Source organism: Colwellia meonggei, assembly GCF_057537295.1.
Genome location: NZ_BAAJLZ010000006.1, coordinates 189,390 through 206,932, shown reverse-complemented (window position 1 = coordinate 206,932; position 17,543 = coordinate 189,390). Strand labels below are relative to the sequence as shown.

General features: G+C 38.8%; 9 protein-coding genes. 4 read left to right on the top strand and 5 right to left on the bottom strand.

Annotated features, from left to right (window positions below; genetic code table 11):
• Positions 1-46: 46 nt before the first annotated feature.
• On the top strand, positions 47-2,065 hold the full coding sequence (locus tag AC27E9_RS15155) for a methyl-accepting chemotaxis protein (protein ID WP_487131597.1): 2,019 nt from the start codon (positions 47-49) through the stop codon (positions 2,063-2,065).
• Positions 2,066-2,167: 102 nt separating this feature from the next.
• Here AC27E9_RS15155 and folA read toward each other — a convergent pair whose 3' ends face one another.
• The 4 genes from folA to AC27E9_RS15135 all read right to left on the bottom strand — a co-directional run bounded on the left by folA (position 2,168) and on the right by AC27E9_RS15135 (position 11,686).
• Positions 2,168-2,662 carry a type 3 dihydrofolate reductase gene (folA, locus tag AC27E9_RS15150; RefSeq protein ID WP_487131595.1) on the bottom strand — a complete coding sequence of 165 codons (495 nt, stop codon included), beginning with the start codon at positions 2,660-2,662 and terminating at the stop codon, positions 2,168-2,170.
• Between the two features lie 141 nt (positions 2,663-2,803).
• Positions 2,804-6,181 (bottom strand): PKD domain-containing protein, encoded by a 3,378-nt coding sequence (locus tag AC27E9_RS15145; protein WP_487131593.1) that lies wholly within the window; start codon positions 6,179-6,181, stop codon positions 2,804-2,806.
• A 462-nt stretch (positions 6,182-6,643) separates the two neighbouring features.
• Positions 6,644-9,676, bottom strand: a complete 3,033-nt coding sequence (locus tag AC27E9_RS15140) for a thrombospondin type 3 repeat-containing protein (RefSeq protein ID WP_487131591.1) — start codon at positions 9,674-9,676, stop codon at positions 6,644-6,646.
• Between the two features lie 24 nt (positions 9,677-9,700).
• Entirely contained in the window at positions 9,701-11,686 is a 1,986-nt protein-coding gene (locus AC27E9_RS15135; RefSeq protein WP_487131589.1) for a tail fiber domain-containing protein, read from the bottom strand.
• A gap of 191 nt (positions 11,687-11,877) precedes the next feature.
• Between AC27E9_RS15135 and AC27E9_RS15130 the strand changes: the two genes are divergently transcribed.
• Genes AC27E9_RS15130 through AC27E9_RS15120 form a run of 3 tightly spaced genes read left to right on the top strand, consistent with a single transcriptional unit; the run spans position 11,878 to position 16,132 of the window.
• A complete protein-coding gene (locus AC27E9_RS15130) occupies positions 11,878-12,270 on the top strand; it encodes a response regulator transcription factor (RefSeq protein ID WP_487131587.1) in 393 nt (130 codons plus the stop codon).
• 27 nt (positions 12,271-12,297) lie between these two features.
• Positions 12,298-15,462: a ligand-binding sensor domain-containing protein gene (locus AC27E9_RS15125; RefSeq protein ID WP_487131585.1), complete on the top strand. Its 3,165-nt coding sequence runs from the start codon at positions 12,298-12,300 to the stop codon at positions 15,460-15,462.
• A gap of 4 nt (positions 15,463-15,466) precedes the next feature.
• Positions 15,467-16,132, top strand: coding sequence for a response regulator (locus tag AC27E9_RS15120; protein ID WP_487131583.1), 666 nt, complete (start codon positions 15,467-15,469; stop codon positions 16,130-16,132).
• Between the two features lie 81 nt (positions 16,133-16,213).
• On the opposite strand, the gene cgtA is transcribed toward AC27E9_RS15120, so the two are convergent.
• The gene (gene cgtA / locus AC27E9_RS15115; protein WP_487131581.1) at positions 16,214-17,374 is read right to left on the bottom strand and encodes an Obg family GTPase CgtA; all 1,161 of its coding nucleotides are present in this window, start codon (positions 17,372-17,374) and stop codon (positions 16,214-16,216) included.
• Between the last annotated feature and the right edge of the window lie 169 nt (positions 17,375-17,543).

Genomic DNA, 17,543 nt, shown 5'->3' with positions numbered 1-17,543 from the left:
TATTGATTAATCAGAAAATAATATAATTTATATATTGGTGGGATCTATGAAATTAACAGTAGCAATGAAAATAATTGGTGGCTTCACCATTATTTCGCTTTTACTCTTTTTAACCAGCATAATATCATGGAGTAGTTTAAACACTATTGGTGATGCCACAAAACAGCAAAATGAACTTGCGATACCAACTTTAAAAGGCAGTAATAAATTAGCTCAAGATCTTACGGATATTGGCAATTTAACACTCCGCGCTTATTATCAAACAGAATTAGCCCCACTTGCGGAAAACCGAAGTACATTTGATGCAGATAGAAGCGACTTTAGAGCTCAGTTAAAAAAACTCAAAAGCATAGTGAAAGACGAAGCGGAATTAATAGCTAATTTACGCAAAGTTGATGCTGTGTACGATAGTTTAGAAAATGAAATTAATAGTGTATTAAACAATCGTAAACTGTCGATTGAACAGCACTCAGCACTTATTGAAAAAATTGATACTGTTGAAGAAAAAGCGGATGACACCGCAACCATTTTACTTGACCTTGCTGATCATGACTTAGCTGACACAAAGTTACAGCGTGCTGTTAGTTTAGCCGAGCATTTAGAAACTTTGCTGAACAGTATGGTCAGTTCTGCATTTGAATATCGTGAGATTATCGACCAACAATCAGCGGAATTAGTGAGTAACGAAATTAAAAACTCATTTACTGACATTGTAAACTCTGTCAATGACGTTATGAGTGAATTAAATCAACAAAACATGTCAGGTATTGCCGACGACCTAAGTGGCAGTTTTGCGGAATTAGAAGGCTTTATTACTGGCAGTGATAAAATCTTTAACAACAAAGATAGTCAATTAAACGCGATTGCCGCTGCAACAGTAAGCCTAAAAGCCGCAGAACAAGGTATTAGCCAAACCAACGCCATTTTGGCCACTCAAGTTGATCTAGCTAACAAAAAAGCCATTGCTACAGGTATTTTAGTAGAAGACTCTGTTTCTGACGGCACCCGAAATACCTTAGTTATAACGGTAATTTCTGTCGCATTGGCTGTCATTATTGCATGGATTACTGTTACGAGTATTACACGCCCACTAGGTCGCGTTAATGAAATGCTTAATGTCGTAGCGTCGGGCGATTTATCACGTAAGTTAGACGAAAGCGGAAATGACGAATTAGCGCAATTGTCTCGTAATTGTAATTTACTAATTGATAGCTTACGTAACTTGATTCAAAGCATCGTCAGTCGCTCAACCCAGTTAGCAACAGCTGCTGAACAAACATCTGCCGTTACCGCCCAAAGTACAACTGCCATCGAAGAACAGCGCACTCAAGTTGAACAAGCAGCATCTGCAACAACCGAAATGAGCAGTACTTCACAAAGTGTTTTATCAAGTGCTAATGATGCGCTAGGTGAAATTAAGCAAGCAGACGATGAAGCAGAGCGTGTTAAGGTTATTTCTGGTCGTAACAGAGAAACAATTGAACTGCTAGCAAATGAAGTTGAATCAGCCTCTCAGGTTATCAACAAATTACAGCAAGACAGCGCCTCAATTGGCGGCATTCTTGATGTGATTCGTGGCATTGCAGAACAAACCAACTTACTTGCGTTAAATGCTGCTATTGAAGCTGCACGTGCTGGTGAGCAAGGACGAGGCTTTGCGGTTGTAGCCGACGAAGTAAGAACACTGGCGAGCCGTACACAAGAATCTACGCAAGAAATTCAAAATATGATTGAAGTATTGCAAGGTGGTGCAGAGAAAGCGGTATCAGTAATGGATACCGGTAAAAAACAAGCCACGAATTGTGTTGACCAAAGCGTACAAGCAGAACAAGCACTTGATACTATTACTCATGCGGTTCACGAAGCATTTGATCGTAGTTCACAAATTGCCACTGCCGCGGAAGAGCAAAGTGTTGTTGCTCATGAAATCAGCGAAAACCTTGAGTCAATTGTTGCTATCGCGGAGCAAACAACCGCTGGTTCACAACAAACTGCTGAATCTAGCAGTGAAGTGGCTCGCTTAGCTGAAGAGCTGCAACAATCAGTACAAGAGTTTAAACTTTAGTGTTGATTCACTAATAGGTTTTACAATACAAAAGAGCGCCTTAGCGCTCTTTTTTTTCACCTATAAGCTACCTATTAAAGTGCTATAGGCAAATAAAAATATCTAACTATCAATACGTTGATAAACAGAAAAATTGAGTGAGTATTGATTTTTTTCATCTGCAGGACGAACTTCACTTTCGACTCTTTGCCAGCTTTTTAAATCATATGAAGGGAAGTATGTATCACCAGCAATATTAGCATCAATATGCGTAATATAAAGTCTATCTGCTGAAGGCAAACAATGCTTATATATCGCACCTCCGCCAATAACCATAACCTCTTCAACATCATCTACTAAGGTCAATGCAGCATCAACTGAGCTAACTACTTCGAATCCTTCTGCGCTATAGGCACTATCACGCGAAATCACAATATTTTTACGACCCGGCAGTGGACGACCAATCGACTCATAAGTTTTCCGTCCCATAATAATCGGCTTACCTAAAGTCGTTTTTTTAAAATATGCTAAATCTGCAGGTAAATGCCAAGGCATATCGTTATCTTTACCGATCACTCTATTATCGGCATGTGCCACTATCATCGAAAGTATGGTCATAACCACTCTTTTTAATTTTAAATTAACTGAATATCAAAATATTATACGTTATTACAGATAACAAAAAAGGTGAATTGCCACGTAGCTATTCATCTTTTCTCTTCACATGATAAGAAACCTGAATTGTTCCTTAATAAGCAATCATATCTGATACCTAGGAAGTCGTTTCATTTTTATAACAGCGACGCGAGCGACAAGTAGAAATAAAAGCCAAACAAATGCGCCACCGCTGCTCTGCTTAGTTTCAGGGATAATTTCGGCAGGCTCAGCTACATTTTTAATCTGCAAATAAACCGAGTTTGTCGCCATTAATTCGCCGTCACTAACCGTAACCTGAATTTCAACTGTCTCTTCAGTTGCCACGGCTGGTACGGTAATAACAGTGCTCGCATTAGATTCATCATCAAAGTTCACTTGTGGCCCTGATATTTGACGCCACTGATATGTTAACATGTCATTGTCTGGGTCAACACCAACCGCTACAAGCACTCCATTGCTTCCCTCAACAATACTGATTTCCTGAACTTCAATACTCACTACGGGTGCTTTGTTTACATGATTAACAATAACCTCAGTTCTAGCCTGACTTATATCTCTACTGTCATCAACACTAAGCTCAAAAATTAACAACTCTTCTTCCATAACGGATGGACTAGTAAAGCTTAATTTAGATTGATTAGCATCTATTAATTCAACTTCAATACCGGAAACTTGTCGCCACTGATAAGCTAATTCATCTCCTTCAGCATCACGAGTGCCCGAGGCATCAAGAATAACGTCACTTTCTTCGTCCACAATATACTGACTCGGTAATTCAATGGCTGGTAATTGATTAACAGATTCATAAAAAATAGCACCTGGATCAGTAATACTCCCATTTAACAACATATCACTATCGTTCGGCCCGCCATCTTCTATAAGCAACTGAATACAATCATCACCTTCATTCAGTCCTATACGATAACTTTCTGAATCGATATTTGGACATTGTCCTGCGTCATCGCTCAACGCACTACTAATAGTATTTTTATCGTCAACAATAAAGTCATACCATCCTTTTGTTCGCGCATATTTGCGATAATAAGCTTTATCAGATAGTAAGTTACCACCCGCCAATGGAATGATGACCGCAACTGAGTCACCTACTTGGACTAACCCATCAATAGCAAAATCAAAAACAACACCACTAATTTGGTAATGTTGCATATACACACTTTGATCAGTATCAAGAATAACATTGGCTAGATCTTCGATACTCATACTAGAAAATTGACTACTTGTTCCGTTTAGTGATTGCACAAAAGCTCCGATTGATAAAAAATAACCAGGAGCGACTTGCATCGGTTCATTACCCTTCTCTATTGGTAGACGCGTCGTATTAGCATCATTATCTAGGTAGTTTGAAATACCATCATTATCACTATCCCCTATCCCATCTTCACTATCTACAATGCCATCATTGTCACTATCATTGACATTACTCAGCGCTGATGAATCTTCAATAATAATTTGAATGCGTCTAGTTATTGAGTATAATTCTAAGGTATTAGTTTCAGTCACTAGTACATCTACAAAATATCGTCCAGGTGTCAGGCTTCTTGGTTCAAATTCAAACCTTAAACCATCGTCACTAGTTTCAAAGTCAGAAATTGCATCATTAACAACTTGCCAGCTAACATCATGTCGGTCTTCAACATTCACATCCTTGATCACAGCTTCAATATAAGCTTTACCTGAGCCAGACAATATAATATTAACGTTCTGATCGTTTTGCTGCTTAGTGATTTTCAACCTTGGTTTGAGGTTTCGCTCAATGACACTTAAACGAGCTACATTATAGCTATCGATAAAAGCATTGCTGACATTTTCAATTTCTACAGACAAAGTATCATCACTATTTACATCACTTGGTATCTGAATATTTAGATTTGTAGCAACACCTGAACCCACGACAGCCGATGAATTTATCAGTTGTTCATCATTTATCTTAACAACATATTCAACATTAACAGGGTAACTAGGTGCTTGCCCACTTAGCATTACTGGTAATGAATAATCTCCTCCCGCCATGACAAAAATGAAAGACTTAACATTGAGCTCTGGCAATATATGAACATCAACAGCGGCTGTTGCTCGGTTACCTGAGTTATCAGTCGCTTCCACCTCAACAAGATGCGAACCTGAACGGTATTGCGATTTTCCAATAATAGTTGCATTTAATTCACCGTCAACCAAATCAATGGCTCTAAGATGAACAAGATTTGAAATATCAGTCAATCGTCCGCGGGCTTCAATTGTTATCAGTTCACTTGCGTCAAACTCTGGTGCGGTTGTATCAACAATCATTACTAACTGTTCTTTTGTTGACTGATTTCCAAAAAAGTCTGTCGCTGTCCAGATAATGGTATGCTCTCCTATCTCTAACGGACTCGTTAGATTTGACCTAATTGTCGGAGGGTTCAAGTTATTATCTGTTACTTCAGGTGTTGGCAAATCGATAGTCGTTGTTATGCCTTCAGCTTCAAAAGTTAACGGCGGCAATTCCCCAATAACGGGGGCTTGATTATCACCATTGTTTCTATCTAAGGGAGCATCGTCTTCATCATCAGGAATACCATCATTATCATCATCTGTATCGGCATTGTTACCAATGCCATCTAAGTCAGTATCAATAGATTCAGATGCATCTAATGGGAACGCATCCGCTGAATCTTCAACGCCATCATTATCATCATCGGTATCGGTATTGTTACCAATGCCATCTAAGTCTGTATCGACAGATTCTGTTGCATCTAACGGGAAAGCATCCGCTGAATCTTCAACGCCATCATTATCATCATCTGTATCAGTATTGTTACCAATACCATCTAGATCGGTATCGACAGATTCAGATGCATCTAAGGGGAAAGCATCGGCAGGATCTGCAACGCCATCATTATCGTCATCCGTATCGGCATTATTACCTATACCATCTAGATCGGTATCGACTGATTCTGTTGCATCCAATGGAAAAGCATCGGCAGAATCTTCAATGCCATCATTATCGTCATCGCTATCAGCATTATTACCAATGCCATCTAGATCGGTATCGACAGATTCAGATGCATCTAAGGGGAAGGCATCGGTAGGATCTGCAACGCCATCGTTATCATCATCAGTATCGGCATTATTACCTATACCATCTAGATCGGTATCGACTGATTCTGTTGCATCTAATGGGAAAGCATCGGCAAAATCTTCAATGCCATCGTTATCGTCATCCGTATCGGTATTGTTACCAATACCGTCGAAATCTGTATCTAAGCTATCTGAAATATCTAACGGTAAGTCGTCTAAACCGTCTTCAATACCATCATTATCCGTATCTTTATCAAGTGGATCTGTACCTAAGTTTGCTTCTTCAATATCGCTCAGGCCATCATTATCATCATCGAGGTCAGCATTGTTACCGGTACCATCATCATCGGTATCAAGCCACTCTTCGGCATCATTAGGAAAATCATCAAGTTGGTCAAACACGTTATCATTATCCGAATCTCGATGAACAATACCATCAATAATTAACGCTGGATATTGACTGTCGGTGCCATAATCCCAATACGTTGTTCCCCAATGACTATAAATGCCCGAATTTTCTGTTGGCGCTTGTATTTCGGCAGTTGTATAACCAGTCCCGACACCATTGTCCGGCTGACTGGAAAGATCCGCATTCCAATAGCTATTTGATGTCGTCGACAGTGAATCAAAACCAACAACGTTGCCAACATTGTTATTACCAGAAACTTCACCAATGCTGTAATTTAACTTAACACTTGAACCTGAGAAGTAGCCAACTAAACCACCAACATAATCGCCCCCCGTAACCTTTGACGTTGAGTAGTTATAGTCCGTTCTACCGTTCCACGAAGAGCCTACTAATCCGCCAACACGATCGCCATTAGCTGTTACCGTGCCCTCGGTATAATTACGATTTACGCTACCCTAAGCTTTGAAGCCAACTAAACCAGCAACATGGTTATTTCCGCCAGTAACATTACCGATAAAGCGAGATGCTGTAACATCACCTTGTGATGCATAACCAATCAATCCACCAAGGTAATCCTTGTCTGCCGAAGTTGATACATCACCAATAAAGGAAACATTATGAAACTCGCTTGAGAGAGTTACAGACCCTAACACACCACCAACATGACTTGCTTGCGCTAAGACTTGACCGGTAAAATGAATATTACGGATAGATGAGCTATTTGCTTGAGAGAAAAATCCTACTCTGCTTTCAGTACTGGTATTGTTAATAACCAAGTTTAAGATCTGATAATTATTACCATCAAATGTTGCCCTAAAGATACCAATAGGTTGCCAACCTTCATCTTGGTTAAAACGGTCATTAGCGATACCATCGCCATTTTCATCAAAATCTAAGCTATTAGACAACTCATAACCGCTGCAAACAGTAACAATTACACCGTCACCACACCCTGCTGAGTTATTAATATTACCATCATGATAACCTGTGCCCATTAAATTATTACGTATACTGTTAAGTTGCACTAAAGTGGATATTTCAATTAAGCCATCGGCATCATTATCAATATCACAGGTATTACCGTAGCCATCATTATCGCTATCTAACTGGTCAATATTACTCACTGTTGAGCAATTATCGGCACCATCTAGCAGGCCATCATCATCATCATCGGTATCAACGTTATTGCCAATGCCGTCACCATCAGCATCATATTGTTCACTGCTATCTAACGGAAAATCATCATATTGATCAAGCACACCGTCGTTATCATCATCAACATCGGTATTATTACCAATGCCATCGTTGTCAGTATCGTCCCATTCTGAGCTATCAATTGGAAATGCATCTAGATTGTCTTCAACACCATCGTTATCATCATCAATGTCGTCATGGTCAAAACTGCCATCGAGATCAGTATCACGATGAACAATGCCATTTAAAACTAGCGTAGGATATTGATACTCTGTACCAAAGTCCCACTCCGCTGTTGACCAATTTTCATAAAAGCCACTATTAGTAATTGGAGTTTGTAAATCAACACTGCTATAACCGCTACCACTTGCACTGGTGGCTTGATTTGTTGCTTCAACATCCCAAAGGTTGTCATTATCACTACTACCTTCATACTGACCAACTAAGCCACCAACATATAAATTACCGTTTATAATACCTTTGGCATAATTTCGTGCAATACTCGACTCAGAATAGCCAACTAGCCCGCCAACTGCATAATCACCTGTTACATTAACATGTGAAAAACTGTCATAAACACCACTAGCTAAGTGGCCAACTAAGCCGCCAATATCACTGCCAGTACTGCTAATTGTGCCAACGGTATAATTGTTAGCAATGGTGTTACTTGATCGGTAACCAATTAAGCCTCCCACTTTATTACCTGTGGTTGTGATATTAACATTCGCATAATTGCGCTCAACGCGAGCAACACTAGAAGCTCCGGCCAATCCGCCAATGTATTCGGCACCACCGTTAATGGTTATAATTGAATGACTATCATATATATCAGCTTGCCCTGCATGACCAAATAACCCGCCAATGTATTTTTGGTTTTCATTTGCGTGAATAGCACCTTCAAATGAAAGATTCTCAACATCAACCACTACACCAGCACGGCCCACAATACCACCAACATACGAAGCTTCACTCGTGATTGAGGTTAATGAACCACTAAAATGTAGGTTTTGGATTTTTGAATATTCAATATAACCAAAGAAACCAATATAATGGCCCCTATTGCTATTATTGATCACCATGTTCTTAATTTGAAAACCATTACCTTCAAATATAGAATCAAATCGATTAGCGCTATCACCTATTGGTAACCAACCTTGCCCTTGGTTATAAGTATCATTAAGTTCGCCGTCACCATTTTCATCGAAATCTACGTCATTGAGTAATTCATAACCGTTACAGGTAGTAACGGCAACACCATTACCGCAGCTGGCAGACAACTCAAAATAACCATCATTGTAAGCAACACCAGTGAGATTAAAACGGATATTATAAAGTTGGGATAAGCTTGAAATATCAATTAAACCATCGCCGTCATTATCAATATCACAGGCATCGCCAACCGAGTCACCATCACTGTCAAGTTGATCAGCATTAGCGTTTAATGGACAACTATCAACACCATCATCTAAACCGTCATTGTCTTTATCTGTTTCAGCGTTATCGCCAATACCGTCACCGTCACTGTCAGTATCTTCAGTAGGGTCATTAGGAAAGGCATCGCGATTGTCACCTATACCATCGCCATCACTATCAACACTTTCTAATGGGTTATTTGGAAATGCATCAGCATTATCACCTATACCATCACCGTCGGTATCTAGCCACTCTGTAGGGTCGTTATCAAATTGATCTGACCAATTGCCAATACCATCATTGTCATCATCCCAACGCCAAATAAATACGTCATTGCCATCGCCCCCCAAGTAGGTAACATGCATGTAATAACTATTATCAACATAAATAGCACCGTTTTCTCTAATGCCAATAAAAGTACCATTAATTCTATCATCACCTGTGTTATTGATTAAAATGGTGCCATAACGGTTACTGTCGGATCCCTCGCGTGTGGTTGCTCCTGGCAGTAAATTTATTGATAAAGTGGCATTTGACAAATTAATGTCACCGCTAACAGTCAGCTGATTGTATTGGTCACAAACTTCGCGGCTAAAATAATATCCTGCAAGATTATGATTAACGATTGCGCCGGCTTCTATATTTAAATTGTTCAGCGTTAAACAACCAAAAGCTTCATCAGTGAATAATGTGCTATTCGAATTAACATGAATGTCGCCATTAATGCTGCCTTGACCATTAACCTTCAAGACGCCACCATTATTAATGGTTAACGTTGTGGTATATCCCATAGTAGGTACTACAAAAAACAAAGCGCCGATAAATAATTTTATCGGCTTTTTAATCACTAACGCAGTAACATTCTTTCGCTTAGTTATCATCAATATTTCTCCAAGCCCAATAAGTTACTTGCTTGATAACTGTTTGATTAGTTTTCGTATTTGCTGTTGTTGCAAAATTATTTGTGCTTGTTGTGCATCAATTTGCTTTTGTTGTTCTTGAGTTGCTTGAATCAGTACAGGAATAAGCGCTTGGTAATTAACAGATTTAATGCCGGTCTTATTTGTTTTAACGACTTCAGGGATTGTTTTCTCAACATTTTGCGCAATTAAGCCGTATTGTTTAACGTCTGTGCGACCAAGATCATTCTTCCAATGATATGTAACACCTTCAATACGCTGAATTTTAGCTAAAGCATTTACAATGGGTTTAATATCTTGTTTTAGGCGCTCATCAGAATTCAATGTTAATCCACCTGATATAGTGACTTCACCTGTATTAGCTAAAGTTAGTAGGTCCGTTTTCACGCGCGTTTCTGAACGAGAGTTTGAAGTGGAATTCACATAGGATGCAATAGCAAAGTCGCCATTATCACTCGCCGAGAGCGACCATTGATCAGAAAAATCATCACCATTATCAGCCCATAAATCAATTTCCACCATATTAGTATCAGTAGCAATTGCTGAAATCTTTTGGCTGACAACATCAGAAAACCTAAACAATGGCTCACACACCCATTCATAAGTTCCACCAAAATCAGAATCATCATAATAGCAGTGTTTATTTTTACCTAGGGCAGTTACGGCATCAGCAGAGGGATCCCAGCTAATCGTATTTGAATTTCCAATAACTACCGTATTATCTGCATGACTCATCGCCTGATAGCCTATAGTAATAGCTTCAGTGTGCGTGCTTGAGGCATGGTAACCCATAGTAATTGAGTAATTATCAGTGTTTGTAGCTGAGTCACCAATAGTGACATCGTAACGCCCTTTACCACTTGCATGGCTACCGATAGTTACACTGTTTGTATTGTCGCTTATTGCACCGTAGCCAAATGCAATTGAATCATTATCATTTGCTGAGGCAAAGGCCCCTAAAACTGTCGTACGAAAAATAGCTTCATTACCTCCAGGCGCAATACTGGAACTTGGTGACCAATAAGTACTTCCCGAATATTCCATATCTGTTTCTATTGCCGCATCATAACTATATAAACTATTAGCTGAGTTTGAAAAAGCACCAATCCATACATTATCTTCACCTTCACGATTGGCATAACCTGCTAGTGCCCCCAATGCCGTATTTCGGTTTGCATCGTCTGTATGATTCGTTCGGTTATTATCATACCCAGCGTAAACGCCAACAAATGTATTAAAATCAGCATGTTCAACATTGGGGCCAGCATTAGCACCCACGATAGTATTAGCTAACCCAGCACCTACATCATGACCAGCAGCAGAGCCAATCATAGTATTCCTTGATGCCTCGCCCATTAATTGATTACCTGCTTGTTCGCCTATCGCGGTATTGTTGTGACCAAAAAATGCTTGCGAGTCTCCATCAACAACAGGGTTTCCTGAACCTGAACCCGCACCGCTTCCAGCTCCAACAAAGGTATTATTATCACCTAACGTATTTCTGTGACCAGCTTGTTCACCAATGAAAACATTATCATCACCGTTGATATTACTTTCACCCGCTTCTTCACCAATAAATGTGTTATCAACACCTGTTGTATTATTCCCACCCGCGTCAGATCCAATAAACGTATTATCTGTTGCAGTATTTGATGCTCCAGCTCTAGCACCGATAAAAGTGTTATCAGCACCCGTTATATTCAACTCACCACTATTAGCACCTATAAATGTATTATCTGTTGCCTTATTTATAGCGCCAGCATTAAAGCCAACATTGGTAATATTATCGCCAGAAGTATTAGCTGCACCCGCATTTTCACCAATATTAGTATTGTTATCAGCACTTGACGTTTGAGCTGCACCTGAATTAGTACCAAGATTTGTATTACCATCAGCAAAACTTATCGGACTAATACTAAGTAAAGTAGTAATAGCTATTGATGTAATACTCTTGGTAAATAACTTGCTCATAACAACACCTTTATTTGACAGCAGATTAGCAACCTGCTGCATAAAATTTTTTGATAATTACAATTTTAAGAAACAAATATGCAGTCAATAAGGAGGTGAGCAATTAGATGAAAATATTTGCATGACTCCTTACTCACTTCATATTTAATTGCTCTAATATCAAAATGACGAACTAAGGAGAAATATTAATCGTGAATAAAATATTGGTTATTGAAGCAAGTACAATGATTGCCAAAAACCTAACAGACTTTTTAAATTTGCATAATTATCATACGAAATACTGCACCAGCAGTGATAATGCGGTTAATAGCATTACAGTATTTAAACCAAATTTAGTACTATTAGACTTTAGCTTGCCAGAAGTTGACGGTCTGCAAATATGTCAGAACATTAGAACGTTTTCTGACGTTCCAATCATTTTTATGTCTAGTCAAGCAAACCGTCAACAACGGCTTCAAACTTTCAACGTTGGTGCGGATGATTTCATAGAAAAGCCATTCAATAATGACGAATTACTTTTACGAGTTAAATCAGTATTAAAGCGCTGTAATACTCGTACTCACCGCCAAATACAGGTAAGCTAATTATAACCGCAATCGTGATGATGAAAGATGTCTAAAATATACTTCATTTGCCTTTTTCTTTTTTTGTTGTTATTTACCTTATCCGTCAAGAGCTCAAACTTCGGTAAATTTGACGTAATAACAACCCCTGTTTTTACACAAATTAATCAACAACTCTACAATACTAAACTAACCACTAGAGCTATCGCCCAAGATCACCAAGGATATCTTTGGGTAGGAACAACAGAAGGACTATATCAATTTGATGGCTACCAAATGAATTTATTTCGCCATCAGTCAGATAATATAAACAGCATACTTGATAATCATATTGAAGATATAGTTGTTGATAAACAAGGCTATCTATGGCTTGCAACCCGTTACAATGGGCTAAGTCGCTACGACCCTAACAGCAAACGCTTTGTTCATTTCACTGTTACGTCCAAAAAAAAGAAAGGCTTATCTAGCAATACCATTTATGAAATAAAACAAGATAACAATGGCTTATGGGTTGGCACAGATAATGGGCTAAACTTTATTGATTTTAATAATCTTAATATTACACATTACCTCATTGAAGATGAACCCATCCAAGTTATTTCATTGGCCATTAACCAAAAGGCAAATTTATGGCTTGGCACTTCAAAAGGCCTAATGTTTCGCGATAAGAAATCAACAAATATTAGCCACATTTCCAAAACCCTCGATGGCCCTTTCCCAGCCATGACTATTAAAGAAATTTTAATCGCTGAAGATAAAACACTATGGTTTGGTACTTCGTTTGATGGCCATTGGCGCTACTTTCCTGAAACAGGAAAATTAGTACCTCTTCCTAATAAAATAACGGAATCAAAAACTGACGGTAATACAATATTACAAGCCAATTCAAAGCAAATATGGTTTGGTACTACGTCACAGGGTATTGAAATTAGAGATGCTATCTCTGGAAAAATGCTACAACATATAGAGCACGACAGCGCCATTCCACACTCACTCCTTTCTGGAGGAGTGTCTACGTTATTTAAAGACAAATCGGGGCTTATCTGGGTTGGTAATAGACATGCGGGCCTGCAGTATTTAAACCCTGCGAATGATGCGTTTAGTGTTGCTAGCTCAAGCCCACAAAAAAGTAACGGGCTAAGCGGTTCTCCAATTGACGCTATCCTTCCGCTTGCTGACGGAAAACTGCTGCTATCTATAGCTTCCAATTACAACGTAGATCTTATTGATCAAGAAAAAGGCAGAACAAAATCACTAAAATTCATAGTTGATTTCGAAGGTAAATCTCGTCAACTAAACGTATTAACTATGTTGGAATCAAAAACCAAACAAATATGGCTAGGTAGCTTTCCTGCCTACCTTAGTCGCTACGACACCGTAACTGAAAAAATCACAAATTTTAAGGTGCCACTAAAAAAACAACGCCAAGGTGCTGTTTTAGGAATGTTAGAAGACCAAGCAACAGGACACTTATGGTTAGCAATGAGTGAAGGTATGCTTCGCTTTAATCCCAATGATAATACTTTCCATACTGTTGATTATGATTTCCACGGGGCCCTGCGTTTAATTCAACAAGACAAAACAGGTAATATTTGGACAGGAAATAAACATGGCTTATACGTATTACGTAAAGGTGATCAAAAGTGGTTTGAGTTTAACCAAAAAAGCCACCCTTCATTTACCAATAATAATGTGCAAGGCATTTTAATTGATAGTCTAGAACGAGTATGGATAGGTAGCCAAAATAATTTTTACCAGCTCCGTTATTGGTTCGAAGAAAATGCAATTTTTAGTTCTGTTAATAGCCGGTTAGACCGTATAGATGCTGGCGCAAAAAATATCATCGAAGATAACCTAGGCAATATTTGGTTGTCCTTAGATCGGTATTTCAATCCAAAAACGTGGGCATATCATAAACTTAGCAAAATCGAAAAAGCGAATATCGACGCCTTTAGAGGTAGTTATCAGAAAAGTAACTCCGGAATATTACTTTTTGGTGGCGCAAATGGCCTATTACAAATTGATCCAGAAAATATCCAAAAGTGGCAATACACTCCACCTTTAGCGCTTACTAAAGTAACGATAGACCAGCAACAAGTCCCAACACGGCGGAGTATAACGGTACCAAAAGATGCTAAAAGCTTATCCGTAAACTTTACAGCTATTGACTTCACCGAGCCAAACAAATTGTCTTATCGCTATAAACTTGATGGGTTTGACGAGAAATGGATAGCAACTAATGCTCAACAACGAGTAGCAACATATACTTCTTTAGCGCCCGGAGACTATAGCCTGAAAATATCTGCCAAAAACAGGGCTAATATATGGAGCCCTCACCCACTTACGTTAAAAATAACAGTCGAAGCAAACTATTATCAAACGTTGTGGTTCAAGGTTTTAGCTTTACTAATAGCAGCTATCATTATATACAGTTACATCAAGTGGCGCGTGAAGAAAATAGCACATCAAGAACATATCAAAAATGAAATGTTACTCGCATCTGAACGTGCTGAAATGATGGCAAATTTAGTGGAAAAGAAGAATCAATTGCTTGCCGATGTATCGCATGAATTAAGAACGCCACTAACAATACTGCAATTAAAGGTCGAAGCTCTGCAAAATAACCTTGTTCAGGATGTTGAAGCCTCATACGACAGACTTATGGATAAAATATCAGATATTAACCATTTAATATCTGATATTTATCAATTAGCACAATCAGATATTGGTGCGCTGCGCTTATCATTTGACGTATACAATTGCCGAAGTATTATCGATTCATGGACCGATGAGTTTTCAGCAACAGTAAGCAACAATGGCTTTATCTGGCAACAAAATATCAATGTGTTTGATGGCATTTCTATCGAGTTTGACAAAAATAAAATAAAACAAGTCCTGACAAACTTAATCGACAATAGCATGGCCTATACCGACAAACCTGGAAAAATTCGATTATCGGTACAGTTAAATGAAAATAATTTAGACATTATTATTGAAGATAGCGCTCCAGGAATAAGTCAACAAGATAAGCAAAGAATTTTCGAGCGACTATATCGTATTGAAAGTTCGCGAAGTCGAGCCACCGGAGGGTCTGGCTTAGGGCTCGCAATTTGTAAAAGTATTGTCGAGGCTCATCAAGGTTCGATAGCTGCATCTAGCAGTATATTAGGTGGTGTTGCTATTCACATTCAGCTACCGATAGTCATGGAATAAAACTATGAGCAAGATACTATTAGTTGAAGATGATATTGAAATAGCAGAACACCTGAATGTGTTTCTTAACAACAGCGGTTTTAATGTTATTCATCACATCAGTGGTGAAAAAGTCGTTGAAGCAGTAAAAGTTGACCAACCTGACCTAATCTTACTCGATATAATGCTACCGATAAAAGATGGCACAACATGTTGTCAAGAAATACGTAAATTCTCTGATATTCCAATAATTATGATAACGGCGAAAGCAGAAGAAATAGACCGCTTAATTGGATTAGAAGCTGGTGCTGATGACTATGTCTGTAAGCCCTTTAGCGCAATGGAACTTATTTTAAGGATCAAAGCTATTCTTCGACGTACGTTAAAAAAAGCTGCTACAGACAGTTTAATTCTAAATAGAGAAACCTTTAAAATTAGCTACCATGGGAAAACAGTAGAGTTAACGCACTTAGAATTTAATCTATTCAACTTATTGTACTCAAATCCAGAAAGAATATACTCACGAAGTCAAATACTCGACCTTGCCTATCCCGACATGCGAAATATATCTGACCGAACAATCGATAGCCATGTTAGAAACATTCGCAAAAAAGCGCTTGCATTTGAACTACAAGAAAGCATTATTGAATCCGTCTATGGAGCAGGTTACCGTTATATTATGCTGAAATAATTAGCTAAGTTGAAACAAAAAAGGTGCAATTGCTGTTTAGCAAATGCACCTGTATCAATAACGGAATAAAGCGGTTAACGTTTAACGTTTATATTCCACTTCAACGTCATAGTCATCTTCATCCCAATCTTCATCATCAAGGTCATCTTCTAAATCCGCCATAGCGTCTTCATGGTAGGTATCCCACTTAAACTCAACCGTTTTGCCGTCAACAGGAGTCTCTTCTTCCTCGGCAGGTAACGCTTCAATAAAACTCATAACGCCTTGGCAAAGATCTTCAGTGCCCGTTCTATTGAAAGCAGAAATGGTACGTACTTCGCCTTCCCAGCCTAAGCCGTCAATAATGCGATCCGTAATCTCTTTTGCTTCTTCTTCTAGCAATAAATCAAGTTTATTAAATACTAACCAGCGTGGCTTACCAGCTAACTCCGCTGAATGCGTTTCAAGCTCACTAATAATCGTTTGTGCATTCGCAAGTGGATCTGAGCCATCAACTGGCATCACATCAACAACATGCAGTAATATACGGCAACGCTCTAAGTGCTTAAGGAACTGTGTACCTAAACCAGCACCGTCAGCTGCACCTTCAATCAAACCAGGGATATCAGCAATTACAAAACTACGTTGTGCATCCAATCGCACTACACCTAAATTAGGTACTAAAGTGGTAAATGGGTAATCAGCAACTTTTGGTTTCGCAGCAGAAACACTGCGAATTAGCGTTGATTTACCAGCATTTGGTAATCCTAATAATCCGACATCAGCGAGTAATAATAGCTCAAGTTTTAAGTTACGAATTTCACCCGGTGTTCCATCAGTTTTCTGACGAGGAGCACGGTTAGTACTACTTTTAAAACGTGTATTCCCTAAACCATGCCAACCACCTTTAGCAACTAGCAACTTTTGTTCGTGCTGAGTTAAGTCACCAAGTTGTTCACCAGTATCAACGTCAACTGCACGTGTACCTACTGGAACTTTTAATAATAAATCATCAGAACTTTTACCGGTACAGTCACGGCTTTTACCATTTTCACCACGTTTTGCACGATGAAAGCGTTCAAAGCGATAATCGATCAGCGTATTCCAACTTTCATCAGCAACTAAATAAACATCACCGCCATCGCCACCGTCGCCACCATTTGGGCCACCGAACTCAATGTACTTTTCTTTACGGAAACTTACGCAACCATTACCACCGTCGCCGGCTTCGACGCGAATTTCTACTTCATCTACGAATTTCATGGTGTTTTAAAACACTCCAAAACGTTATTTTCTGTCATATATTATAAATGATTTTAGTCAATTAGCTTTGAACTATGTCACTTTTTATACAATTAGTAGCGATAACATATGCCATCACTATTGTTATCGGCCAGAAAATTAATTTAATTGCAAAAAAAAACCCTGCGTA